The sequence below is a fragment of the Proteus terrae genome, assembly GCF_003144325.1.
GTDB classification, from domain to species: domain Bacteria; phylum Pseudomonadota; class Gammaproteobacteria; order Enterobacterales; family Enterobacteriaceae; genus Proteus; species Proteus terrae.
In genome coordinates this window covers 50,517-76,992 of record NZ_PENS01000014.1, presented here as the reverse complement: position 1 = coordinate 76,992, position 26,476 = coordinate 50,517, and the positions used below count along the sequence as shown (strand labels likewise).

The window sequence follows — 26,476 nt, the reverse complement described above, 5'->3', positions numbered from 1 at the left end:
GATATAAATAAAATTGTTTTCTGGCATTAGATTTTATAATTTTATTTATCGTCATTTAAACGCTATATTCGCGTCTCCTGAATTTAGGGACGCCATCCACTGTTTTCACCTTTGTTTCTTTTATCTTTCCTAGATAAAAGAACAGCCTCTATCAGGCATCGAGAAAACAGCGCATTATCAACCGTTTTGATTGTGGAGACGAGGGTAGTGAAACAGAACACTACTTTGGTACGCCAAGGCGACAGTACATTAGTACCTGTGGCTGGGTTAACGGTATTTGCTATCGCGTCAGGCTATTTAATGAGTTTAATTCCACTGTCTATGAGCAGTTTTGGAATGGACACACTCTATGCTAGCTGGTTAGCAAGTATTTATTTTATTGGATTATTAATAGGTTCAGTCATGATAGAACCTATTATTGCAAGAATAGGGCATCGTCTTTCTTTCATTGTATTTTTATTATTACTGGCAGTGACTGTCGGTGTGTTGCCTTTAATGCCTTATTTATCTGCGTGGATGGTATTGCGTTTTATTGGTGGCATGGCAGTTGCAGGTATATTTGTTGTTGTCGAATCATGGCTATTAATTGGCGATAACCCTAAAGAGCGAGCTAAACGTCTAGGTTTTTATATGACCTCGCTTTATGGGGGAACAACATTAGGGCAATTGGCGATTGGTGCAATTGGTGCACAAGGTGCTATCCCATTTATGGCGGTATTAGGTTTATTATTAATCGCCGTATTACCACCTCTGTTTTTTAAACAAGGGCAACCACAAGGGCACGATCATAAAAGTTTGTCACTTAAGCAGATGAGCCGATTAAATAAAGCGGCTTTAGTAGGCTGTATGGTGTCTGGCGTTGTGATGGGCAGTATTTATGGCATGATGCCATTGGCTTTAAATCAAGGGCAATTTACAACAGACCAAATAGGTGTGTTGATGGCAGCGATTATTTTAGGCGGCATGGTGGTTCAGCCTATTATTAGCAAATTGTCTGTGATGATAAGCAAAACACTGTTATTAGCGATGATGTGTTTAGTGGGTGTGTTTGCTATGGGACTGACATATCTTTCTAGCGATTATATAGTGCTTATTATTGCACTGGCGCTATTGGGAATGTCTTCTTTTGCTCTTTATCCTATCGCTATTACATTAGCGTGTGATCATGTGAATGCGAGCTATATTGTCGCTATTACACAAGTAATGCTATTAAGTTATAGCATTGGTTCTGCAATTGGACCTTTAGGGGCGGGTATGTTTATGGCACAAGCCAATAACGGCATTATGAACTTCTTCTTTGTGGTGTTATTAGTGACGGCAATTTACATGCTCTTTGCAAGTTTACGTCGTAAAAGCCATATTGTGTTGAATTAAACCATTTTTTCTTACTTGTTCTCTTTCTCTTATTTATCAGCCGAGCTTACCGTAAAGGTGGCTCGGTTTTTTTATATCTACTCTAAAAACGAATTAAGACTTCCCTTATATTTTTATGCTGTGCTTTATCAGTATAAACAGATAATGTCATTCTTTTCGTAAATAATGGATTTAACTTTTTCATGGAGAACACGGTGAATATAATGAAAATTAGCGTTTTACTCTTACTCACTATGTCTTTTTCAAGTGCCCAAGCGATAAACTCAGAACAAAATAAAAAGCTGGTGGAGTACGCCGCTGATTTACCAAGAGCCGTATTTTACGACGCGGATTATCGTAAAATAGATTACCCAATGGGAGATGTACCAGCCTATAAAGGGGTATGTAGTGATGTGATCATTCGTAGCTATCGTGGCATTGATATCGATTTACAAAAATTATTGCATGAAGATATTAAAGCAAATTTTTCAGCTTACCCAAGTAAACGGATGTGGGGATTAAATAAACCTGATACGAATATAGATCACCGTAGAGTTCCTAATTTAGAAGTTTTTTTTACACGAAAAGGAAAAGTAAAACCGATTACAAAAAATGCAGAAGATTATGTACCAGGCGATATTGTTAGCTGGCGTTTAGATAATGGACGGCCTCATATTGGGATTGTCGTAGATAAGAAAAGCGGGGATAACCAACGCTACCTAGTTATGCATAATATCGGGTTTGGTCAAGTTGCTGAAGACGTTTTATTTTCATGGAAAATAACTGGTCATTTTACCTACTAAATAGGTGAATGAGGAAAAATTGAAGCGTTTAGTCTTTTGTGGAAAATAGAAGTAACAGCAGTAAAATAAATCTGAAATTTAAACAATAAGTAAAATAATGCCCATACCGATTTTGTCTAAAGTATGGGCATTATCTCTGGGGGAGAATATTTTCATTAGAAATATTCATAATTATTCCTCTAAGCCACCGAGTAACATACTAACGACAGCAGTAGAACAGATAAAAGAAAGGAAAAGGATAAAAAAAGAGCTACTGATCATAATGCCCTCCAAATTTATAGCTATTTTTAAATAAAAACCTCACTAAATACACGTTATTAATTCATTACCTTATATACTAGGTTATTTAAAAATAAAGTCAAACTAACGTATTATTTAATAATGGTTTTTTGTTTTTTAATTTTATTTTTTATAAAAATAAATATATTGGATGGTATTAAATGATCAGGAGGGGCTTAACCCCTCTGATGTCTTACGCGGTGTGAGGCAAGATGGTATGAGTTAATGGAGGTAAACCATAAGCTGCTCTTGCACGATCACAAGCTTCATTAGGAATGCCATTTACCCAAGATTGTTGAAACTCACGACAAGGAGAAGGGCGTTGTTCGTAGATAGAACAGCTTACACACTCTCCAACTTCACCAATCAGTTTGTCACAACGTGGTTTTTTAGAGTTGGTTCCTTTCATGCAAGAGAGAAAAGGCGTTAACGGTTCTGTTAATTCATCAGGAACCACACCTCCACCACTTACCATTTCTGCCCAATAGAACGAAACTCTAAAATAGGCGCAACAAGCACCACAATGCATACAGGGATTATCCTGCATATAAATAAAATCGTTAGAATGTTTGCTCATACCAGATACCATTTTATCTGACGTTAAAGGGATAAAACGCACGTTTTAAGAGTGCTGTAGCTTAAGAGAAGCAAAAAAAGACAGAGAAACGATGCTTCTCTTAGAGTAATCATTATGCGCCGAATGAAAAAAATTTTTCAAGAGAAATATTTCTGCATATAGAATATATTTATTACAAAACAGACTATTATTTTGAAAAATATATATAGATAGACTATGTGACTTAATGGTAAGCAGTAATGCTATTTAATCCTCTGTAAAAACCACAGTATATATAGTATTAAAAATAATCAAAATATCAGGTTTTAGATAAAGAAAAGCCTTATCAATTTTGATAAGGCGATAATAAAAGAAGCGTAGATGAGACGCTGAAAAAACGAGTTAACGATATCTACTAATAGGCTTTTCTAAAAGGGACCTTTAAAAATAAATAAGGCACCAGCACCAATTAAAAGAAAACCAATAAAATGATTTAAGGTGAAGTTTTCTCCCAAGTAAGTGACCGAAAAAATAGCGAAAATAGTTAATGTGATCACTTCTTGTATGGTTTTTAATTCTGCTGCACTGTAGTAATTATGACCAATACGATTTGCGGGTACAGCAAAACAATATTCAACAAACGCAATCAACCAGCTTAAAATAATGACAACAATAAGAGGTTTATTGCCATATTTTAGATGACCATACCAAGCGAACGTCATAAAAACGTTGGAAATAATTAGAAGAATAATAGGCGTAAATTTGTAGAGCATATTGGTGATACCACGGGTCGTTTTTAGGCAAAATTATTGCCAATAAGAAAGGTATGAGATTACTGCAAAAAAAGTGGATTTTCTATTGTGATGATAAGAAAAAAACAGCCAAAAATTAAAAGGTTGGTCTTTCTTTCCCTATAAGAAAGTTTGTGATTTTATCAAGAAAAAACAAAGTTGAAGTAATAAATATCTATTTTTAAACTATTGGCTGAGTTTTAATCTATTGATATTGTGTTAAATAACATTTTTTCAATAAAAAATAAGCAAAATAGGTTCAAACCCAAAAGGCATTAATAATGTTTTCTTATTATTACTTGATTGAAATTTAAATTTATCGAGTAAGATACGATATATCCTAAAATGATGCTGTTCGCACTAATAGATGTGATATTAGTTATTTAATACATTATGTTGAATATAAATTTTATTATAAATTCCTATAAGGAGTTCGCGTGAAGATAAGTTTATTTCTGATCTCTTGTAGCTTACTTACAGTTAGTTTTTTCTCTTCGGCACAAGGCAAATACGATCCTTTAGCAAAATGTTATGAAGTGACAGCAAACGAGCCGAGAACAGCGGTGCAGGCTTGTTTACTGGATGAATTAAAACTGACAGAGCAGCAAATGAGTGTCATTTATGACAAAAGTAAGAGTGATCTTGAAGATACTGACTCTGTTGCTGCAAAAAGTGCCATTGATGCATTAGCCAGTTCTCAGCAGCATTTTATTCAATTTCGAAGTGCTGAATGTCAACGACAATCCGCATTATTAATGGGGGGATCAGGGGCTGGAGATGTTTTGTTAGCATGCGAAATAAAATTAAATCAATGGAGAGCAAAAGTTTTATTGAATAATTAATTGGCGAATAATAGAGAAAAACCCAAAAGCGATTAACTTATCTTTTGGGTTTGATTTAGGAGTCAATGATTGACTCTGACTGTTAGTTATTTTGTTATCGTTTTAATGTTATTTTATTTTGAATTAGCAATCTTCAATAATAAGATAAGCCGCATGAACAGGGCCATGAACCCCCCATACTTTAATCAATTCAATGTCTGCCGTAGAACTTGCACCACCAATTAAATTGATACAAGACGGCATTCTCACGCCTTCTTGCGCCATCTTATGTAGACGTTCAGCAATTTGTGCCACGCGGGGCAAAATATCGCTTTTACGTAGGATAACAATTGAGGTTTCAGGTAATAAACTAACGGCACGCCCTTTTTCTGGAGATGAAAATAAAACAATCCCACCAGACTCCGTTAAGCCCGCTTCAGCATAAACAATCCCGATTTGCGATCGTTCAGCATAAACAATGTTTTCGCGCCCAAGGGCTGGATCCCAAATATAGGTTTCGTACTTTTCGCTAACCGCTTTTGTGACTCCTAGTGCATCTAAACGCTCATCACCACTTATTACCACCGAGCCTTTACAATCATAACTTTCACAGAGTTCAATTAGGCTATTAATGACTTCATCAGGTTTGCTAACAACACATTTCACCATTTGAGTCTGTGCAAAGTCAGTAAATTCTTTGCATAGTTCATCTTGAGTTAAATTAGTTAAGCGAGTTTTCGCTAAATCATTAATCGGCGTAGGCTGTGGCTGTGGCTTATGCGCAATAGGACGCCCTAATTTTTCAGCAATAGTTTGCAGAAATTCATTACGGTTTTGTTCGTTTAACATATTATTTTTTTCCTTCTGCTTTATGGCGTTTAAACCAACTACGGAAGCTATAACCATCTGGTTTAGGAAGATCACGCGATTCCATCCAATCATTCAAAACACTGATTTTGATTGGTGTAGAACCATTTTTGATCATTAATCCCGCCATTTTCGCACCAACATTCATACCCACTTTCCAAAGAGCTGGGTGTGAGTTGAGGTAGTTAAACATACCAGTGACTCGACGCTCTGCTTTCGGTGTTAAACCTGTTTCAGCCATTACTCGACGATGTTTTAAAATCAACTGAGCTAAAGGAATTTTGACTGGGCAAACCACATTACAAGCATTACATAATGAGCATGCATAAGGGAGATCGTGGAAATCTTTATAACCTCCTAATAGTGGTGAAATTACAGCACCAATTGGGCCCGGATAAATTGAGCCATAAGCATGACCACCAATATTACGATATGCAGGACACGTATTAAGGCAAGCACCACAACGAATACAACGTAAAATATCTTTAAATTGTGAGCCTAAAATTTCAGAACGACCATTATCCACAATCACTAAATGGAACTCTTCAGGACCATCAACATTGCCTGCTTCACGAGGACCTGTCACCCAAGTGTTATAACTGGTTAAACGTGAGCCAACAGCGCTACGACATAACATGGTTATCAGTGGATCGACTTCTTCAAAAGTGGGGGCTACACGTTCCATACCCATAACTGCTATATGGGTTTTAGGCAATGTTGTGGTCATCCTTGCATTACCTTCATTGGTGACTAAACAGACAGTACCTGTTTCCGCCACAGCAAAGTTACAGCCTGTGACACCAATATCAGCAGAAAGGAAATCTTGTCTAATACGTTGTCTAATGAAAAGCGTCATATCTTCCGGTGTTTCACTACCTTCGTAATTGAGTTTTTCATTTAATACTTTACGAATTTGATAACGGTCTTTGTGGATCGCAGGAACCACGATATGCGACGGTGGATCGTTATCCAATTGAAGAATATATTCACCTAGGTCAGTTTCGATGATCTCAATGCCTTCATTTTGTAAGGCTTTATTCATCCCAATTTCTTCGGTGACCATGGATTTAGATTTTACAATCTTCTTCGCGTTTTTCTTCTTGGCAACTTCACAAATATAACGAGAGGCATCTTCTGCTGTTTTTGCAAAATAAACATGACCTCCATTTTCAGTCACTTTTTCAGACAATTGATAGAGATAAGCATCTAAGTTTTCAAGAACATGGTTACGGATTTGTTCAGCGCGATCACGCCATTCTTCCCAATTACCTAGCTCCTTCACCATGATTTGACGGTTAGCCCCAATACGTTCTTGCGCCATAACAACCGCATTACGCATGATTGTGTCTTTCATTTCATGTTCTAGACGAGGTCTGAAATCTATATCACTGGTTTTGATAGACATAAGCAGGCTCCCTTATTGGCTCATTAAAACTTGTGCAATATGCAACACTTTTACAGGGCGCTTTTCACGACTTAAACGACCTTGAATGTTGATTAAGCAGCTTGTGTCAGCACCAATGACATAATCAGGGCTCACATCCATAATATGTTTTACTTTTTCAGTCACCATTTCACCCGAAATTTCAGACATCTTCACGGAGAAGGTACCCCCAAAGCCACAGCAGGTTTCTGAATTTGCAAAAGGCAACATTTCAAGACCTTCAACATGTTTTAATAGCGTTAAAGGCTCACTTACAACACCTAACTTTCTGGTTAAACTGCATGATGGGTGATAAACAGCTTTACCCGGAAGGCGAGCACCTACATCGACAACACCAAGTGTGTTAACAATAAAGCTGGTTAAATCAATAAGGCGATCGGCGACACCTTGTGCCCGTAATGCCCATTGAGGTTCATCAGCAAGATAAGTTGGATAACCTTTAATGGCATAAGTACAAGAGCCAGCGGGTGAAATAATGGGATAGTCGTTCACTTCCAATGTTTCAATTAACGATTTCATGGCAGGTTTCGCGTTATTTACATAACCGCTATTAAGCGCTGGCTGACCACAGCAACCTTGGCGTTCTTGAAATAAGACTTCACAGCCTAATTTTTCAAGTAACAAGACCGTGTCTCGGGCTGAATCTGCTTTCAGAACATCACCAAGACAGGTCGCATAAAAATTAACTTTCATTAATCGAACTCCAAAACATCGCTCAGATGTTGTCATTTTTACTAAAGATAAAATTCTTTTATTGCTTCGTTATAAGAGGAGAAGGGAGTGGAGTAAACACGCTCCCTTTTCCTTATTAATTAGTTCATTAGGTGATAAATAATGCCAATTTTTGCGCCAAGAATAATTATATAAGCAATACAATATTTTAAGGTTTCACGCATAATGGCACTGCTTTGACCATCCATTTTTGTCGCTGAAACAGCAATGGCGATACTTTGCGGTGAAATCATTTTACCGCCCGTTGCACCAGAGGTATTGGCTGCGGCCAGAATGAATGGATCAATATTAAGTTTAGCTGCTGCGCTGGTTTGTAACTTACCGAACAGCACGTTAGAGTTGGTGTCACTACCTGTTACAAAGGTTCCTAATGCACCGATCACTGGAGCAATAAAGATAAAGCCTGCACCTGTGAAATCGACTAAGGTTTCAGCAATACTGCCAATCATGCCACTGAAATCCATAACAGTTGCCATCGCTACGATTGCCGTGATAGCAATAATGGAATTTTTCAGTTGGATAGTGGTTTTAACCAGAACAGAGATAAGTGTTGAAATACTTGCACCTTGAATGGTGCCACCCACAAAGCTTGCAAGAATAATCAATACACCCGGAGTACTTAACCAAGCAATAGTTTGATATTCCGTTTGTGTTTCACTTAATACAAATGGGATCTTTGTGGAAATTGCGCCCGCCATGCTTTGGAGCGCAGGAAATAAAGGTGAGCACGCTAAGATAAAGATAAAGGTAAACAGATAAATAGAACTTGCTACTAACAACTCTTTCCCAGTGTGCTTTTTGACATTTTTTTGTTTGTCACCACTGTTTTTCATGCGTTTAGCAAGGAAAATAACCACAATTAAGCTGACTAAGCTGCCTGCAAACGCCGGTAATTCAGCACCTAAATTAGCAGCAACGATATATTGAGGGATTAGTGTACTAATACCACACATTAAGGTAATAAATCCGACACCTTTAATCGCTTTAATTCCGCCACCCGCAATGGCAACAATAACGAAAGGTAACAAGATATTGAATAATCCCAACTGAATAATAATGGTTTTACTCAGTACTAATACATCAAGCCCTGTATTTTGCGCCAAAATAGAGACTGGAATACCGACTGCACCAAACGCAGTAGGAACAGTATTAGCAACTAAAGAGGCAACGGCGGCTTTAAAAGGATCAAATCCGAGTGCAATTAAAATACCGATAGGGATGGCAACAGCAGTACCGTAACCCGCAACTGCTTCAAGAAAGCCACCAAAACACCATGAGATAAGCAGAACTTGTACTCGCTTATCATCACTTATTCCAGCGAGTACATCTTTAAGTACATCCATGCCGCCTGTTTTTAGCATTAAGTTATAACTATAAATAGCAGCAAGAATCACAATGATTATCGGCCACAATCCTTTAACTGCACCATAAAGGACAGAGACTGAAGCAAATTGAATGGTGTTGTTCCAATGGAAAATAGCAAGTGCAACAGTTATCACTAAAGATACAAGCACAGCATGGTGAACGGCTGATTTCATTTTTAAGATCATAAAAATCAAAACCGCTAAAGGCACAATGCCTAATAAGAATGATAAGTAGTCTGACATGATTATTTTTATCCTTAAGTTTGCAATTTTTATCGTTTATAACTGCGTTAGCAAACCTATAAGTTGCTCATTATATAATTGTGTAGGGTACTAGGTTTTATTAAAGCTCTACTTTGCTGAAACGATAAATCATAAATAAAAAAAGATAGTTACTAACCTAAACAATGAAAGGTATCATTACTTAGGAAATTGTCAGGTTAGATTAGTTGGCTATTGTAGGGAATATTTATTGATATGTAATAGAATAAAATCAATTGTGTGACAAATATAAAAAAATTCCTTTTTTCTCATTATTTGCTTGTTAATTGTCGTGTTTTTTGATGTTTGTCAATGTAATTAGATTGCTAATGTTGTTATCAAATTGGTTTTAGATGAAAAAAAGAGCGATATTGGTAGTTTTAGCTATGTAATAAAAAGATGAACTTAAGTCTAAAACGCCATTTTTGATGATGAAAATGGCTATCAACACCCAGAATATACATAAATTAAATTAATGATTTATTTGGGCGGCTATTTAATTAACAAATAAACTAAAAGTTTTTTATTTTAATATTTAATTATTCTAAAGTTAATCTTTTAAATTATTTTAATTTTTTATTATTTTACTTTTATAATATTTGCTCCCTTTTTTTATGTTTTATTTTGTTTTATCTTTAATATACTGTTATTTGATTTTATTTTTCGTTTTTATATTGAAAGTTAACTTATTTTTTCTTGTTTTTTTTTCTTGTTTTTTTCTTGTTTTTTATCGATAAAATATAATTTTATTTTTCGTTCTAATGTGTAAATATTTTTACCTATTATATAAATTATAATTAATTATTATTGGTTTCTTTTTTTATTCCTTAATTTGGTAATTTTAATTATACAAAATTAATATTTTTATATTAAATGTTTAAATAAATAACAATATAAATTTATCATCAATGATTGACTTCTTTTGAGCTCTAGAGTCGTGAAATTGCTAGGTTTGTCGCTAATGTTAATTGTAATACAAATCAGGTAGATAATGAAAATATAATGAGTGAGATAAATAGTAAATGAGAATGCTTCTTTCTAATTTTATGCGACTAAAGGTATAGGTAAAGTGATCTTGATCGTATCGATAAAAATGAAAAGTTTATTTTTGTTCTTTTTTATACTTCAGAAAGTGTGAAATAAATTATTTCTAATGATAGAAAAATATTTATTTAATGATATTTGTTACCTTTTTTAAAGTGTTTAAGTTGATTGTTATAGAACAAAGATAGGTTGTGAAATATTTTTGAAGTTACAGTCTCATTTTTCGATGAGATATTAATTTCACTTTAAAAATTGTCATACAAATATAGGAGAAAAAAAAGTGATTAAAAAGTGAATTGGTAGATAATTATTTTTGTTTTAACTACGTAATAATCTCTAGCGAAATGTTTTCTTTAGTGTGTGGATGTATTGCTGTCTCTTTTTAACTCTATAATCTTGCCTCACAATAAGTGGCATTATCCCCAGATTATTATGGGAACATTAATAGTGAAAAGATTATTATCATCATTAAATAGCCCTGTTTTGATAACGGAAATCAGCGATTATGTTAGCGATGTTTTAGGATTTAACATTTGACGCTTGCCATTACCTCTGAAATAAGTTGGCAAATACAAACAGTTTGTCTGATATTGGTAAAATTGTTTACATTTTATTACCGAGGTTGTTACAGATAAAAAAAAGAACCAAAGTGTGAGCTAGGTTCCTTTTTTTAGTGTGTACGAATAGGGGGGTAAAGAGTAAGCCAAGCTTTTTTGTGACTCTCTTTTGACTTTAAATTGAGAAAAAACCAGTAATAAACCAATAATTCCAACTAAGGTCGCGCTTAAATTGACAATGTTATAACTGTACTTTAAAGCAATTCAGCAATAACGGCCCCAATAGCATTGCCTAAATTAAATGCACCAATATTCACTGATGAGATTAAACCTGGAGCATTGTTTGATATTCCTGAAGGGGTATCATCAAATAGTGGTGAGACACTAAGACGCTTATGTATTAATGGTGAAGGTATTGCTTGTTTATCCGATTTTATACTGACAGAGGATCTTCAATAGGGATGGAGGGGCGAATTATTCCGCGAGAAATTACACCCAGTATCTTTGGCATTTAGTACAGTTTATTATAATGATAGAGTGGTAAGTCAACGCATTCGAGTATTTATTGATAGTTTTGCGGATTGTCTATCTGGTACTTTAAAATTGTAGCTAGGATAATACTTGCAATTTGTCTGACTGTATTATAGTCACATCGTTAACCAGCGGCCTTATTTTTAAGGCCACTCTTTTATCTTATCGAGTGGCCTTGATATATAAATGAATTAAAGAGTGCACTAGGCGCGACGGATCTGGAAATAATTCACTAATTTATTCAGATTAAGTGCTTGTTCATTAAGTGAACTTGCAGCAGCCACGGATTCTTCTACTAATCCCGCATTTTGTTGCGTTGTTGAATCAAGCTGACTGATAGCATTATTGATTTGTGATATACCATCGCTTTGCTCATTACTTGCTTGCCCAATTTCTCGTAATAATGCGCTGATCTCTTCAACATCGGTGATCATTTTTTGGATTTGTGAGCCAGCTTGCTCAACTAATTCCATGCCTTCTTGTGTTTGAGTTGATGAATTATCGATAAGAGTGCGTATATCATTAGCGGAGTCTGCACTTTTTTGTGCCAGCAATCTGACTTCACCAGCAACAACGGCAAAACCTTTACCGTGTTCACCTGCTCTAGCGGCTTCAACAGCAGCATTTAGTGCAAGAATATTCGTTTGGAATGCAATGGCATCAATTAAGTTAATAATATCTGTCATTTGAGATGATGAGCTATTAATTGCTCTCATTTTTTCTGTCAGCTGGAGCATCATTTCGCCATTATGGTGCACAGCGATTTCAGTTTTTTCAGCGACATTAATTGCATCAAGAGTATGCTCTGCAGTATTTTTAACCGTTGATGTCATTTGCTCCATTGAGCTTGCGGTTTCTTCTACGGAGGTTGCTTGTTCTTCTGTTCTTGCCGCTAAGTTTTGGCTACCAGCAGTAATTTGCTCTGCTGCTGACGAAATATTTTCAGCGCCGTTTTGTACATTTTGCACAACATCTAATAGGTGCATTTTCATTTCTGCAAGGGCTCGTAATAATATCCCTGCTTCATCATGATAATCAGTCTTCACTTCTTGTGTTAAATCGCCATTTGCAATGGCTTTTGCAAAGTTGATTGCCTTCTCTAATGGGAGAGTAATACCTTTAGTAATAAACCAGCCTAAAATACTGCCCACAACAATACTGACAAGAGTTAATAATACTAAAAATATTCTTTTTTCAATAAAGTCACTTTCAACTGCGTTGCCTGCTTCTTCCATCTTTTTATTTTGTAATTCGATAAACTCTAATATTTTATCGCGATACCTTAACTGAATAGCGGAAGTTTTCGTGATCAGTTCATTGACTGCGGCGTGTCTGTTATTTTCATTAAATGCCTTCACAACAAAGTTTTGAGAGGTTATATATTGCTGACGAATATCATAAACCTCAGCTAAGATTTTTTTTGACTCAGCATCGTGTGTGGTTTCATCTAATTCTTTCAGCAATTGTGCAACTTTAGCGGTGATCTCTGCTTTTTTGCTCTCTTGCTCAGCCGCTAAACTTCCTTGCTCATCAAGCATAGTGAGTTGCTGGAATATAATAAATTCATTGAAATTATTAATCAGTAAATTGGCTTTGACTGTGGCTGGATAGATATCATCAACGACATTATGAATATCTTGATTCGCACTGTTTAAACCCATTAATGCGAAACCGGAACCCAACATAATTAACATCACAAAAGTTGTAAATGCGATAGTTAACTTTGTACGAATTTTAAAGTTTTTAAAGAACATGCTTAACCCTGGATAAATAATAATTAATAAGTATTGGTAACTTATTAAAGAACAAACAGTATCGGTAAGCAGTGACAGAACTTTAGTCATTAAACCAAATAAAGGGAGATAAAAAGGCTTGCATTGATTTTTAACACACTATTTTTATTGTGAAAAAGAGATCTCCTCCCTTTTTTTATCTAAATGTGCTTAGTACTTAAGTTTCATTCAACTTTATAAAACTAAACAAAAAGTAATTAAAAATTAAAGAGATCCTTTATTTTCCGTTAACAATTGTTTGATCGATTTTAATATTTGTTAATTAATCTTGAGGGGTTTAGAAGGTAGAATAAAGGTAAAAGAGATTATAATAGTGGCTAAATGTACGCTATCTAAGACTCGCTCACCTCTGAAATGCTTTTGGTTATGATAGACTGGATGACTTAAAACAGGTGAGTTTATGGTTACTGTTAGATGTGTTTTAACACTCCATATTTCTTATACTCAATCGACTTAAAGGTAACGCTGTATGCGCAGTGTATTTATATTTTTGAGCATATTTATTTTAGGATTTAGTCATATGGCGTATTCCGATCAAACACTTGTCTTTATAAGACATGGTGAAAAACCTGATAATGATAGTGGGCAACTGACCTGTAAAGGATTAAATAGAGCATTGGCGCTACCTGATGTGCTTATAAATCAATTTGGCAAACCTGATGCATTATTCGCTGCTGCGCCTAAACAAAGTAAATTAGGTAATTCATTACGTTCACTTCAAACAATTACTCCTCTCGCCATTAAAACCTCATTGCCTATCCATCTTCAATATCATGCTAAAGAGATAAAAGAATTACGCGAAGATCTGCTTAGTCAGCAATATGAAAATTCAGTTATTTTTATTGCATGGGAGCACGATAATTTAGTTAAAGTTGCACGAGATATCATGAAACAAGAGGGTGGAGATCCTAAATTAATCCCTAAATGGAAAAATAGTGATTTTGATAGTATCTATATCTTAAAGATTATCCGAGAGGATGGTAAGAAAAGCGTCATATTTGAACAAAGACCGCAAGGGTTAGATAGTGTATCGGAAGTTTACCCTAATTAGTGAGCATCTTATCTAATACTAAAAAACAAGATATTTAAATAGAGTTAGACCAGATAGAGTTAGAACACTTTTTTACACACAGACTTAATGCTATTTGAAGCAATGCGAGAAATATATGCAAAATGAAGTTATACGCTCAGTAGAGCACGAGATCAAAGTACACCTTGTAAACTCATTTACTAAAAATAATAAAGGTGGCAATCCTGCTGGCGTAGTACTTAATCCCCCTCAATTAAGCAATGAACAGAAAATGGCTATTGCTAAAGAAGTCGGCTTTTCTGAAACGGCCTTTGTTTATCAAGGCGAAGAGACTGATTTTAAGGTTGATTTTTTCACTCCAGAAGGAGAAGTTGATTTCTGTGGTCATGCTACATTAGCCGTCTTTTTCACTTTATCTTCACTCAACTTATTGGCTTCTGGTCATTACACACAAAAAACGAAAGCAGGTATTTTAAGCGTAGCGATTGATACTGAAAATGTCGTTATGGAGCAAACACTACCCATTTCACGACAAGCTCCAAGTGTTGACGCTGTGGCTGCTGCGTTGGGAATAAATCGCGAAGTTATCTTAGAAACCGGTTTGCCCATTGAAATATTTTCAACGGGATTATCCGATATTTTGATCCCCGTGCAATTTGGGCAATTAGATATGCTAAAGCCTAATTTTGATACAATAGCAAATCTAAGTCGTGAATTTAATACTATCGGTTTTCATGTTTTCGAGCTTAGCCAAGATAAAGAAACTGCTGCACATTGTCGCAACTTTGCACCTTTATATGGTATCAATGAAGAGTCTGCAACAGGGAGTTCTAGTGGCGCTTTAGGCTGTTATCTTGTTAAGTATGTTTTCCCTCATAAAACCCATTTTCTATTAGAGCAAGGGCGTGCAATGCAATGTTCCTCTCTTATTCAGGTTATTATTGATTCAACGGAAAATACGATCAGTCGAGTGAGAGTGGGCGGAAAAGCGACAATGATAGGTTCGAAAATTATTACTCTTTAAATTACTTGCGGTATTTTATATCAAGTTATTCCTAATAGGCTCTAGTATCAAAGCTAGGGCCCTTACCTAATAAATTTTATCCACTCGTATATAGATATTTCTTTTGTAAAAATGTCTACACGCCGTTATTGGTTAGTAGGTTTATAGTACATAGCAATTTTTGATTTAATTGATGATATAATTTTTTTCTTCCACGGTAGCATTGATTTTCTATTCATCATAAATAAATTGCCTATAGCAAGACTATCAACAAGTTTAATTTTATAAACAGTATGTTTGAACGGTTGATTTTCTAGCCACGGTTCAGGCACAACAGCTATATATGGGCAACTATTAATAGCGGGTATAACTTGTGCGTATTCAGGACATTTAAATCCGATTGTTCTAAATAATCCTCTTCTACGCAATTGCCTATCAAGTTCATTATCATCTTGAGACCAAGGTAAACAATAGACATGTTTATAAGAAACCAATTGTTCAAAACTAAAATCGTCAATATCTTTTAAAGAGGATCTTAATGGTTCTCCATAAATAATTATGAGCCTACTTGTTCCTATAGTTTCAAATTTTAAAGACGATACTGGGTTTTGATCTCCGCCAACAGCAAAGACTAAATCTACAGTACCATCAAGCACTTCTTCTCGCCAAGAGCGGCGTTGATATGGAATACACTCAGCATAAAAGTCCAACTCAAAAGAGAGTTTAGATAGTGTTGGGGTAATAATATCCATTAAAGCTGGGGGGCAAACCACCTTAAAATTTCTTGAGCCATCAAATGTATCGGTAAATAGATCATCATTTAGAGAAATAAAAAGAGGAACCAATTTTGCTTTTAGCGTTAAAGCAAATGGTGTGGGGACTTGAATATTATTTTCTCGTTTAAATAAAGGATCACCCAGTGTTAAGCGTAGTCTACTTAATGCATGACTTACCGCTGATGGTGAAACTCCTAGTTTATGAGCCGCTTCTTTCGTACTTCCTGTCAAAAGCAATGCATAGAGCACTTTGAGGAGATTAAAATCAAATTGAGCTAGATTCATTTTGTCTCTTTATAAATGAGCAGGATTCTATTTATTTATACTATTATCTCGGCTTAATGACAAACAAATGATGGTATATATGAAAAAGCTAACATTAATTGCATTGCTTTATATGCAAGGATTGGTTACGCCAATCGCAGTCCATGCATCGCTGCATCCTGAACAACCTTTATCAACAGCACCACCCAAAAGTATATTTAAACAATGGGCTAAACCTATAGCACCTTTTAAAATAGCGCCTCAAGTTTGGTATGTGGGAACAAAAAACTTAACTTCGATATTGATCACCACAGAGGAAGGTCATGTTCTTATTGATGCTGGTTTAAGTGAAAGCGCAGAATTAATCCAAAGTAATATTGAAAAATTAGGTTTTAATATTAAGGATGTTAAATATATTCTTAATAGCCATGCAAGATTAGATCAGGCTGGTGGTATAAGAAAGCTAAAGGAAATAAGTGGTGCCAGTGTTATTTCGAATACAATAAATGCAGAACAATTAGCGTTAGGTGGTGCTAATGACTTTGCTTTAGGTAATGCATTATTATTTCCTCCAGTGAAGGTGGATCTAATATTAAATGATAATGAATCTTTTGAGCTTTCTGGGGTTGTTTTTACTGCTTTACTAACGCCTGGGCATTTGCCAGGAAGTACTTCCTGGAAAGTTAAATTAAATAATAATGACATACTTATTTATGCGGATAGTTTAGCAACACCGGGATATTACTTGGTTAATAACCTTAATTATCCAGATATTGTTAGTGATCTTCATTACAGCTACCAAATATTAAATAATCAAGAAGTGGATATATTTATTGCTAGTAAAGGAGACCGATTTAATTTATTGGATAAAATAAAAAATTTAAATAATGGGGACGAAAAAGCGTTTTATGACGCTAACGGTCTTAAGTTATATGTCGAAAAATCAAGAGTGTCCTTAATAAGTCAATTAAATAAATAATTTTTTAATAAAGAATGGAATATATATGTCATTTAAATATTTAATCCCCATTTTTGGTGTTTTTCTGTGCTCGAATTCTTATGCTGGTGAGTTAAAAATAGGTGCAGGTATTGGCATGTCTTCGCCATACGAAGGATCGGATAAGTATATTTTAATTCCAGATGCTATGTTGCAATATACAACAGAAACAAATAGTTTTGGTCTATTCAGTATAGGTACTAGTGGCGCGAGGTGGCAATTTAATCTTTTTGATAATATTCATATTGCACTACTTGGAACGTATATGCAGGGGCGTAAGGAAGAAATCGGCTTCTCTAGTGATAAAAACGAAGACTTAAAAGGAATGGGAGATCTTAAAGGAGCCGCAGGTGCAGGTGTTGAACTGAGTTATAGTATTGTAGGGCATTCTTTTTATATAAATTCACTGACCGCACTTGGCCATCGAGATTATGGTGGAAAAAATATTGATAATGCTACTCGGTTTGAACTTGGAATTAATTCACATTTTGAGATAAATAAAAATTGGTCTATTGACTCTAATATATCTACAAGATATATAAACAAAAATTACAGTCAGGCTTATTTTGGTGTCACGGAAAAGCAGTCACTTAATTCTGATTACTCTATTTATACACCAAACTCTGGAATTAAAGATGCCGGTGTTTTAATTGGAGTGAATTATAAAATAAGCGAAAGACTCTTTGTTAATCTAAAATCAGGTGGTTATTATTTGTTTGGTGATATGGCAGATAGTCCAATTACAAAACAAAAATATGGATTAGTAAATATAATCGGCCTATCATATGTTTTTTAAAAATTATGAAAATAAACACTAAATACTTTTTATTTATATCTATGTTTATATTAAATGGATGTGTTGTTGGCCCTGGTTGGTATAAGGAAGGTATAAGTTATGAAAATTCTCAAAATATATTAGCAAAATGTAAGTATGATATTGGTATTGCCAAAGTAAGTTCAAATGAAAAGCCAGAGCTAATAGCTGAGTGTATGAAATCTCAAGGATACAGATACAAAAATTATTCACATAGTTATTAGTTAAATGTTTTTTGTTAATAAAAATAGGTGTTGGTTTATAGTATCTTTTCCATGTTTATATTAATGATTACCTATTTTCTATAAATTGAATAAAAATCAGTCCATATAAATTAAAGCGGTTTGTATCGATACGGATACAAACCGCTTAATTATAGATAAGGATACGATAAAAAATTAATACATATATTTAATACCAAATACTTCCTGTGCATCGCTATAGCCAGGATCCCCGATCTGTTGAGATACGTTTCCCCATAAATTTAGATTTTTATTGATCTGACCTTCAATACCAATTTTCACTTCCCCGACATTGCGGTTTCCGGTGACATTAAACTGTTTACCATCCATTTTCACGCCATATTGTTTACTGTTATAAATCCAGTTTGTTTCCACAAAAGGCTCGAAGTTACGATCTTTATCAATAGCATTATGACCATATAGGTACGCCCTTAATCCCAAGCGTGTGCGGATATTATTTTCTCCACAGCTACTTATCTGGGTTCTGTTGGCTTCGGTATGATCATTGGTGGTGTATTTCCCTATCTTAAAGTATTTATGTGCAGTGATTGGTTAGTTGATTTTTTATTATTACGTTGTCATTTTAAAGAAAGGTGGCAATAGAATGAAGGTTAATAAATTATAAATGATGACTAAATTTTTAACTTATCTCTTCGTTAAAATATTTTCGATAATGTAGATGGCAGAAATTAAAATTACGTAGTTTATAGTATTTACTAAGCGTTGTTTATTTTTAGGATTTAGTTATATGGCGTACTCAGATTAAATGGCTAGTATGTTATAGATGGGTATTCACTTATAAGATTAATAATTTTTTGCTTTGAATAAAAGGATTTTCTCTATGTTTAAAAGATATAATATCAAATTAACTATGATTAGATTAATAAGTATTTCACTTGTTTGTTCTATGCTATCTGGTTGTTTATCATTTGGTTTATTATATACTACTGGCCGTGATCCTGATTATCATAAATCTAATTGGGGTTCAGATACTATTATCGCTCTTTCGTTAGCGAATGATATTAATGGAAATACTGGGTGGGTATTTGTTGGGGAAAATTTTGACTACTTACTGAGTAGTGGCGGTGATAATATCGTAAGTATGTTGAAAGATCCGGTTATATTCCGAGACAAAATTATCGTTGAACAACAAGCTCAATTTGTTATTGATCCAAAAAGAAAAGAGTTTTCAGGAAGAATGGAACTTAATTATCGTTGGACTGAAGAAAAGGATAAAATGGCAATCATAAAATACGGCTTTTCATGTAATGATAATACAAAGATGTGTTCAGCATTGATACAAAATTTAGTCGGTACTATACATAAAAAAAATAAAGAGCAAGATATAACCTATTTAATGCAATTCTATCATCCATTCAAAGTTGAGTTTTACCAATATAAGCAGGACTTTTTTGGTCCAAGATCTGCTCGAGTCTTACTGCCAGTAACATTAGCGTTAGATATCGTGACATTACCTTTGCAGTTTCTTTTTGTAGGGCATAGAAGGTAGTTGATTAACCATTGTTGTAGCTGGAGCTTGTATCGACCTATAACAAATTGAATTTGCAATTGAGTAATATCAGCATATTTTCTTGCTATAGGTTGAATCAGAAAGAAAAAAGAAAGCTGATTGTTGTACTTTAGTTTTAATATAAATATTCAATGCTTAACCCTTTTATTTTTTATTCTTTAAAAATTGCAATAAAAACAATATTCTATACATTGACATTTTTAATAAGGTAAAAATAGTTAAACGTTGCTAACACCTTGCTTTAGCTTGTTTTTTCACGATAGTGCTAATGTTCAATTCAACTTTTAAAAAGTGCCTAATAAGGTGCCTAAAAATATTTTGATTGATTCTTAGGCATGTAATTGGTTACTTATTGCAAGTTAAGTGTAATGACTCTTTAGTATAAGGGAAATGATATCAAATACAATTGATACTGTATTTGTATAAATTCTAATTCGCTGAAATAGTCATTTAATGATAATTATTTCAATTTTTTGTAATACTAGTTGCTTATTTTAGTACTTGGATCGCACTTATTTTGTTTAATGTTTAAAATTTCTAATGTATTTGATATAAGTACTATAAGAAATATAAATGCATTGAACACTTAGTGGAATAAAAAATGCCCGTTGAGCGGAAGAATACTTTAATCAATGACCCCGATTGGGGGTGTAGTCATTCCGAATATATCTATGAAGATAGAGAGCTGGCTATAGCTGCTTGTATTGTCCATGTAACTGAAGTTGGTATTATAGCATCTGAACTTGCTAAATCAGTTTTGGATACTTCATGGATCGCTTCTCTTGATAGTGGCACTCAGCGTTCCTATAGCTATACAGTTAAAGAAACGGTAGAAGTTCTAGTTAAAATTTTTAAACAGGCCGCTGAAAATAAATCTATAGGAGATGAGTTTGGTGAACTTTTGGTCTCTATAGGATCTTCTCGTGCATTGAACCAAGTATTTAAGCATATTTCACTACCTATTGCTGAGTTATGGAAACCCCAAATAAAACAGAATGAGGGATTTGATTTTCATACAGTTTGCCTGAATGAATTTATAAATTTTGGTGAGGCTAAATTTTCCTCATCAATAAATCCTCATGGGAATGCTATAAATCAAGCTAATGATTTTATTAATAAAGATAAACATTTTAGGGATCGTGTTCACTTAGTTAATCTATGTTCTTCTCGTTCAATAAGTAATTTAGATAAAGATGAATTTGGCTTAATAGCTGCTTTCTCTATTAATTCAAATGATTGTGAAAAGATCATGGATAATGCAATTAAAACTGTTAAAGAGATGAAACTTTTGAAACGGGTTAAGCATATTTACTTGGTGGGGGTTAAATGTTAAGTATTAATACGATACAAGTTGATCCAGCACCAAAGGAAACTATAGGGAAACTTATAGAAGAATTACATAAAAATGGGCCAGTTAATAATAAATTATTAGAATGGCTTACTTATTATAAAGAATTTCATGCAGAATGTTTTGCAGAATATGAAGAAAAAATAATTTCAGTTCTTGGATTATTTTATAAAAACACAGAACCTTCAAATCTTTATTCATTCATTCTCGGAGCTATAGGAAAAGAGTACAAATTAAGGTATGGTGAATATTTAACACCTGTTCAGGCAAGTATTAGAAATGCAGTAGAGAATAGTAAATTTATTTCAATTTCAGCACCAACTAGCGCAGGGAAATCTTTTTCAATAAAAGATTACATTAATATTCAAACTGGCGATTCTGTAATCATTGTACCATCAAGAGCATTAATTGCAGAATATATAGAAAGCTTAAAAGAATATTTTAGAGATGATAAAAATGTAATGATTAGCTCATTTGTCGATTATGTTTTTACTGCTCGGAAATTGAGACGAATTTTTGTACTCACTCCTGAACGAACAAAAGATTTATCAAATTTTAGCCATAGACTGAATGTAGAGTTATTCTTTTTTGATGAAGCACAAGTTTCAGAAGAGCAAGATAGAGGGGTGATTTTTGATGTTATGGTAAGGCGTGTTCAACGACTATTTCCTAATGCCAAATTAATTTTTGCTCATCCGTTTGTTGATAATCCTGAAGCTCAGTTTAAAAAACATAATATTGATACTTTAAAAAGCTATTCTCGAAGTTATGCTCATAATTCAGTAGGAAAAATTTTTATACATAAACATAAAAATGGTAATGACTACTATTTCTCCCCATACTTGGCTAAAGGATATCTGCTATCTAAATCAATAAAATATGATGGTGATTTTGAGGATTTTGCCTTCTCTGGTGACATGTCAGTTCTTGTTTATGTGTCAAAGAAATCCGTTTATGATGGACGATTTATTAAAAAATTTGAAAAATACACGAATAACTTTAGCAAAATAGAAGATGAAAGCGCCTTAGAAATTATTCATAGCGTTGAAAATATATTAGGCGCAGATAATAAAGAGCATAAATCTAAACTAGTAGCATTATTGAAAATTGGTGTAGTTATCCATCATGGTTCTGTTCCATTGGAAGTAAGGTATCTAATCGAAAAATTTATTAAAGGTGGATATGCTCGAATTTGTTTTGCGACTAGTACCTTAGCACAAGGGATTAATATGCCCTTTGATATTGTTTGGCTTGCTAATATGAGAATGAATGGTGATTCTGAGCAAGAAAGATGCTTAGCATTTAAAAATTTAATTGGACGTAGTGGCCGCTTATCAAAAGAAAAGAAATTTGATTATGGCTATGTTTATACACATAGCGCAGAGCTTTTATCTAATCGATTACGAACACCATTTAAATTAGAAGAAAAGTCAATTTTAGAGTCTCCAATTTCCACTGATAATGATAACAAAGAGTTAATAAATTCCATCATAAATGGGGATTTTAATGAAGACTTAAATCTTCCAGCTTCTAAAATTGATAGATTAAAAAAAGACGATATATATGAAAGTATCAAGTTTATTTTTAATGTTGTTTTTAATGGCGAGTTTGGGGAGAAATTATCAGGGGCTGAAAATAAAGAGTTGAGAGAAAGTGTTAAATTAAGATTTTTATATATATACGAGGTTTCTTTGGGACGGAAATTATTTGATGGTGAATTGAAAGTTTTCAATTCTGCTATTGAAATTATATTTCACGTTATAGCAGGTCGTAGCTTTAAAGAGATAGTTGGGATCAGATATAGTTATATTTCTGGTCGAGATAGTAAAAGTGATGGTATGTCTAGATTTTCTCAACCTGCCAATAAATTGCCTGATAGTAAGTTGGTTAAAACATATCCGTTATTTGGTTCAATCAAGTCAAGTGAAGTCAGTTATGATACAGTTGTCTTTGATACATATGATTATCTAGACACCGTTATTTCATTCTCTTTAACAGATGTTTTCATAGGTACTTTAAAGTTATATCTTACTGATACTAATGATGGAAGAGCTAACGTGTTTATTGATTTTCTAAAATATGGGACTATAAACAATGAGAATATATTGCTAATGCGTTATGGGATTTTACCTGAAGATGTTGCCGAAATAGCTCCATATGTTAATCAGATCTCTGAGGAAACTATTGAGCTAGATCCAGCTATTTATTTAAGTGATGAAAAGATTTTACAGAAGGTTGAGTGGTATCTTCCTTGACTTTGGATGTGTTTTACTGGAATAGCACAATATTTTTAATAGTGCAGTATAGTTAGTGGTTTTTGTTATTTTTATGATAGGAATCGATTGGTTTAACAAAAAATAAAGCGACTAACAAATAAATGGCAAGCACATTATTTTATGAAAAAACAATGTGCTACTATTATCTATATTCTTTCTCTTCCAGAGAAATGCTCATGCATCTTTTCTGTCATTACCCACAGCGCCTTATTCAATTTAATATCACCATCAATGCCATTAACTGAACGAGTATGTGCTCGCTTACCTTTTGCATTTCTGCCTGATAGCCCACCTTTAATTAAATTCTCCTGTAGACGTTGATATATCGTCCAAAGATCATCTTTCTTATCTTCCCAACGACGAGGCTGTAATACTTGTTCTTCAGTAATTGGTTGATGTTCCTCACCAAAGCAATACGTTAAAGCTGCTTGTGCCAAGGCTTGCTGTGCTGATGAGGGTAATAGAAGAGATTGCATTTGTTCACGCTTTTCAGCTACTGCATCAAACGTTTCTAGTACTTCATATGCTCCCTCAATTACCTTGCCAACAACATCACCTTTGTGCGGCACTCGCACTTCACCAAAGGTATCACTGCAAACCAAACTATTTTGGTATACTGTTCTAAATAAGCCCGGTAACATTTGATAACTGCTTGAGCCATCGTGACTATTTAAGAGAATAATTTCAGGTACTTGACTACCTGTAATTTGGTCATATCGTCTCAGGCGAAGCATGTGTTTGGTGTGCATCTTTCGACTGCTGTCTCTCACTCGTGTTTGACAAGCAAAGAACGGATAAAACCCTTCTTTTTGTAGGCTATCAAGCAAGGTAATGGTGGGGATATAGGTATAACGGTCACTACGTGATTCATGTTTTTCTTCAGAGAAGACACTAGGTACAGTACAAAATAGTTTTTCAATTGTAATTGGGCGGTCACGACGAATACTGTTGGCACGCCCAAAGCATGAGGCTATCGCGATATTTAGGGTTTAAAAATTATATCCATCACACTGTCTATGATAACGGCACACGTAATTCTCACGAAATAAAATCATTCATGACGTAAAACGCACTACTTCGCATCCACCTGCACAATTTGGATCTAAAAATTATTTCGGTTTGAATTTTTTACAAAACATATTGCGAGGTCGCGCTGTGATTGGGTTCTTTGTGTAGGCGTCAAACTAAAATGATTGTAAAAAATTTCAGGTTATTTCAGTTTGAGAGATAGAAAAAGGATCGCGATGAAAAATTAACACATTGATAGCAAAGGCGATTTCACACTTTACGTGGGATTAATGATCCACATTTTACGCGAGAGTATTTTAGGGAATATATATTTTTCAGTGGGTTATAGATTTTTGAAGCTGAAATAGAAGGGAATAATTTTATGTTAAGAAGAATTAAACAATATCATTTGAAACCGAAATTAAACAGTAACCGATATCGACGTAAAAATTTTCCGTGTGGACGTAATGTGGACATTCCAAAAATTAAGGGGCTACGTTTTCACGTAACCCCTTGTTTTATTTGGTGGAGCTGGCTTGAAGCTCCTCCCTAATATAACTGTTTGATTCTTCTATCTATGTCGATGAAGTTAATGGCACAATAGTGTGGCACAGTCGGTTTGTGACTGCAAGCATGGGGTATTGAGGATTGTAGTGAGTTCAACTCCCTTTGGGGGAACTGAATTCTTTTTCTTTGCTCCAAATAAGTTTGCTGATAGCCTTAAATTTTGCTATCCCTAATTGCCTTTTTATATTTCGTAAATTTGAGCCCGGGGCTTCCAGCGCAGCCATAACTGTATTTCTTGTGGCTTCATATATAGCAAATGCATCGTAATTTTCATCAAGCTGAACAAAAATAACGAAATCAAATTGCTTGGATACATCAATAGATCCCAATCTTCCTGATACTTTTTTGGGATTAGGCATATAACGGCCTTTAATTTGTATTTTATCTGTCAGCCCATCTCTATTCCTAATTGCATCATAACCAGCTTGACGAGCTTCACATAGCTGCAATCCAAGAATTCTTGCAGCCTCGTATTCTGAAATTTCGCCTGTTATGCCGAGTGGCTTATTAGTAATTTTATAGTATTCCAGAGCAATATTTTTGGCTTCTTCAAGAATAATTTTGAGTCTTTCATTGTTATCAAATTGCAAGGTTTAGCCCTCATATTGTATCAGTGTTTAACTGACGTAATTTGGCTGACAGATTAATGATAATGCATCTTTCATTAGCGAGTCATTAGGTGCAAATCTTGACATATGCCTAACACAAACAATCGGTATTTTTATATTGTTAAATGTTGCCATGAAGGAGAACGTTGTGTAGTAACCTGTATTTTGTGAATATCTAAGGGAATTGATATCCCCAAAATGCTTAAGCAGTAAACTAGCTGTTGAAAGCCCATTTAAGCTATTGCCATAAGCGATTATCATCTCCGGTTCACACAGAGAGAAGGTTACTTCATTAAAAAAATGCATCGAATTACGGATTAAATTTTCGATGGGAATACCCGCATCAAATGTTTCCTTTTTCAAAGATGACATATCTTTAGAGCACATTAATAAAGCGTTTGTGTATATGACATCTTCCCATTTGTAATTAAATTTGCTTGGAATATTTTGCAGTCGTTTAGCTAAACGTGTGATCCCCCAATTTCCTAACGTTCCTAATTTAATATTTGAAATATCTGGTTTTTCATAATCATCTAGAACTGACTCCGTGTTTGTCTTCGTTTGATCTGCTGAAGAGCCATTAAACCCCATAATGACCAACTTTTTTCTACTTGGAGGCGCAGCAAGTAGCTCAAATGCTGAATCATAAGGCCTCCCCTTTAAGTTGTTCAATGAAAAACGGCACAATCCGTCTAGAATAAAGTTTTTTGTATTATCCATAAGTGTCACCTAAAAATATTAAGTCCTTATTGATTAAAAAATAATAGTCATACTTCTTGAGTTTCATTAAACAACACCATGAAAAATAGAATGATA

23 protein-coding genes are annotated in these 26,476 nt (G+C 34.3%); 11 read left to right on the top strand and 12 right to left on the bottom strand.

All coding sequences use genetic code 11. The features are described from left to right. The first annotated feature begins 207 nt into the window (after positions 1 to 207). The gene (locus DK857_RS14720; protein WP_109402572.1) at positions 208 to 1,374 is read left to right on the top strand and encodes an MFS transporter; all 1,167 of its coding nucleotides are present in this window, start codon (positions 208 to 210) and stop codon (positions 1,372 to 1,374) included. 203 nt (positions 1,375 to 1,577) lie between these two features. Then, a complete protein-coding gene (locus tag DK857_RS14715) occupies positions 1,578 to 2,156 on the top strand; it encodes a DUF1287 domain-containing protein (RefSeq protein WP_227003179.1) in 579 nt (192 codons plus the stop codon). Positions 2,157 to 2,628: 472 nt separating this feature from the next. On the opposite strand, the gene DK857_RS14705 is transcribed toward DK857_RS14715, so the two are convergent. After that, positions 2,629 to 3,012, bottom strand: coding sequence for a YkgJ family cysteine cluster protein (locus DK857_RS14705; RefSeq protein ID WP_088496001.1), 384 nt, complete (start codon positions 3,010 to 3,012; stop codon positions 2,629 to 2,631). A gap of 407 nt (positions 3,013 to 3,419) precedes the next feature. After that, positions 3,420 to 3,764 (bottom strand): DMT family protein, encoded by a 345-nt coding sequence (locus DK857_RS14700; RefSeq protein WP_006533623.1) that lies wholly within the window; start codon positions 3,762 to 3,764, stop codon positions 3,420 to 3,422. 455 nt (positions 3,765 to 4,219) lie between these two features. On the opposite strand from DK857_RS14700, the gene umoC reads away from it, so the two are divergent. Further along, on the top strand, positions 4,220 to 4,624 hold the full coding sequence (gene umoC, locus DK857_RS14695) for a lysozyme inhibitor LprI family protein (protein ID WP_109392930.1): 405 nt from the start codon (positions 4,220 to 4,222) through the stop codon (positions 4,622 to 4,624). A 123-nt stretch (positions 4,625 to 4,747) separates the two neighbouring features. Here the strand turns inward: umoC and DK857_RS14690 are convergent, their stop codons facing one another. The 4 genes from DK857_RS14690 to DK857_RS14675 all read right to left on the bottom strand — a co-directional run bounded on the left by DK857_RS14690 (position 4,748) and on the right by DK857_RS14675 (position 9,253). Continuing rightward, positions 4,748 to 5,452 (bottom strand): LutC/YkgG family protein, encoded by a 705-nt coding sequence (locus DK857_RS14690; RefSeq protein WP_109402571.1) that lies wholly within the window; start codon positions 5,450 to 5,452, stop codon positions 4,748 to 4,750. A gap of 1 nt (position 5,453) precedes the next feature. Further along, complete coding sequence (locus DK857_RS14685) at positions 5,454 to 6,875, bottom strand: LutB/LldF family L-lactate oxidation iron-sulfur protein (protein ID WP_075670932.1); 1,422 nt, start codon at positions 6,873 to 6,875, stop codon at positions 5,454 to 5,456. A 12-nt stretch (positions 6,876 to 6,887) separates the two neighbouring features. Then, positions 6,888 to 7,607: a (Fe-S)-binding protein gene (locus tag DK857_RS14680; RefSeq protein ID WP_099659343.1), complete on the bottom strand. Its 720-nt coding sequence runs from the start codon at positions 7,605 to 7,607 to the stop codon at positions 6,888 to 6,890. Between the two features lie 119 nt (positions 7,608 to 7,726). Continuing rightward, a complete protein-coding gene (locus DK857_RS14675; protein WP_109392932.1) occupies positions 7,727 to 9,253 on the bottom strand; it encodes an L-lactate permease in 1,527 nt (508 codons plus the stop codon). Positions 9,254 to 11,160: 1,907 nt separating this feature from the next. Between DK857_RS14675 and DK857_RS19155 the strand changes: the two genes are divergently transcribed. After that, entirely contained in the window at positions 11,161 to 11,331 is a 171-nt protein-coding gene (locus tag DK857_RS19155; protein WP_157957614.1) for a type 2 periplasmic-binding domain-containing protein, read from the top strand. Positions 11,332 to 11,606: 275 nt separating this feature from the next. Here the strand turns inward: DK857_RS19155 and DK857_RS14670 are convergent, their stop codons facing one another. After that, positions 11,607 to 13,157 (bottom strand): methyl-accepting chemotaxis protein, encoded by a 1,551-nt coding sequence (locus tag DK857_RS14670; RefSeq protein ID WP_109402570.1) that lies wholly within the window; start codon positions 13,155 to 13,157, stop codon positions 11,607 to 11,609. Between the two features lie 508 nt (positions 13,158 to 13,665). On the opposite strand from DK857_RS14670, the gene DK857_RS14665 reads away from it, so the two are divergent. Next, complete coding sequence (locus DK857_RS14665; protein ID WP_109392934.1) at positions 13,666 to 14,247, top strand: histidine phosphatase family protein; 582 nt, start codon at positions 13,666 to 13,668, stop codon at positions 14,245 to 14,247. A gap of 115 nt (positions 14,248 to 14,362) precedes the next feature. Next, positions 14,363 to 15,250 carry a PhzF family phenazine biosynthesis protein gene (locus DK857_RS14660; RefSeq protein WP_109392935.1) on the top strand — a complete coding sequence of 296 codons (888 nt, stop codon included), beginning with the start codon at positions 14,363 to 14,365 and terminating at the stop codon, positions 15,248 to 15,250. 125 nt (positions 15,251 to 15,375) lie between these two features. Here the strand turns inward: DK857_RS14660 and DK857_RS14655 are convergent, their stop codons facing one another. Beyond that, positions 15,376 to 16,290 carry a LysR family transcriptional regulator gene (locus DK857_RS14655; protein ID WP_109402569.1) on the bottom strand — a complete coding sequence of 305 codons (915 nt, stop codon included), beginning with the start codon at positions 16,288 to 16,290 and terminating at the stop codon, positions 15,376 to 15,378. Positions 16,291 to 16,402: 112 nt separating this feature from the next. Here DK857_RS14655 and DK857_RS14650 point away from each other — a divergent pair, with 112 nt between their 5' ends. Together DK857_RS14650 and DK857_RS14645 are read left to right on the top strand one after the other, a co-directional pair. Next, positions 16,403 to 17,248 carry an HARLDQ motif MBL-fold protein gene (locus DK857_RS14650; protein WP_227003185.1) on the top strand — a complete coding sequence of 282 codons (846 nt, stop codon included), beginning with the start codon at positions 16,403 to 16,405 and terminating at the stop codon, positions 17,246 to 17,248. A 25-nt stretch (positions 17,249 to 17,273) separates the two neighbouring features. Continuing rightward, a complete protein-coding gene (locus DK857_RS14645; RefSeq protein ID WP_109402567.1) occupies positions 17,274 to 18,062 on the top strand; it encodes a MipA/OmpV family protein in 789 nt (262 codons plus the stop codon). Positions 18,063 to 18,478: 416 nt separating this feature from the next. Here the strand turns inward: DK857_RS14645 and DK857_RS14635 are convergent, their stop codons facing one another. Continuing rightward, positions 18,479 to 18,847 carry an autotransporter outer membrane beta-barrel domain-containing protein gene (locus DK857_RS14635; RefSeq protein WP_227003184.1) on the bottom strand — a complete coding sequence of 123 codons (369 nt, stop codon included), beginning with the start codon at positions 18,845 to 18,847 and terminating at the stop codon, positions 18,479 to 18,481. A 316-nt stretch (positions 18,848 to 19,163) separates the two neighbouring features. Here DK857_RS14635 and DK857_RS14630 point away from each other — a divergent pair, with 316 nt between their 5' ends. The 3 genes from DK857_RS14630 (at position 19,164) to DK857_RS14620 (ending at position 23,456) form a co-directional block, all read left to right on the top strand. Continuing rightward, the gene (locus tag DK857_RS14630; RefSeq protein WP_227003178.1) at positions 19,164 to 19,832 is read left to right on the top strand and encodes a YidX family protein; all 669 of its coding nucleotides are present in this window, start codon (positions 19,164 to 19,166) and stop codon (positions 19,830 to 19,832) included. A gap of 622 nt (positions 19,833 to 20,454) precedes the next feature. Next, on the top strand, positions 20,455 to 21,186 hold the full coding sequence (locus DK857_RS14625; RefSeq protein WP_109402564.1) for a hypothetical protein: 732 nt from the start codon (positions 20,455 to 20,457) through the stop codon (positions 21,184 to 21,186). Beyond that, positions 21,180 to 23,456: a DEAD/DEAH box helicase gene (locus tag DK857_RS14620; RefSeq protein WP_109402563.1), complete on the top strand. Its 2,277-nt coding sequence runs from the start codon at positions 21,180 to 21,182 to the stop codon at positions 23,454 to 23,456. The genes DK857_RS14625 and DK857_RS14620 overlap by 7 nt, the downstream gene beginning before the upstream one ends. 167 nt (positions 23,457 to 23,623) lie before the next feature. On the opposite strand, the gene DK857_RS14615 is transcribed toward DK857_RS14620, so the two are convergent. From DK857_RS14615 to DK857_RS14605, 3 genes are all read right to left on the bottom strand, one after another. Beyond that, positions 23,624 to 24,457 carry a DUF932 domain-containing protein gene (locus DK857_RS14615; RefSeq protein ID WP_109402562.1) on the bottom strand — a complete coding sequence of 278 codons (834 nt, stop codon included), beginning with the start codon at positions 24,455 to 24,457 and terminating at the stop codon, positions 23,624 to 23,626. A gap of 687 nt (positions 24,458 to 25,144) precedes the next feature. Further along, positions 25,145 to 25,642 (bottom strand): DUF6998 domain-containing protein, encoded by a 498-nt coding sequence (locus tag DK857_RS14610; RefSeq protein WP_109402561.1) that lies wholly within the window; start codon positions 25,640 to 25,642, stop codon positions 25,145 to 25,147. A 27-nt stretch (positions 25,643 to 25,669) separates the two neighbouring features. Continuing rightward, complete coding sequence (locus DK857_RS14605) at positions 25,670 to 26,380, bottom strand: hypothetical protein (RefSeq protein ID WP_109402560.1); 711 nt, start codon at positions 26,378 to 26,380, stop codon at positions 25,670 to 25,672. Between the last annotated feature and the right edge of the window lie 96 nt (positions 26,381 to 26,476).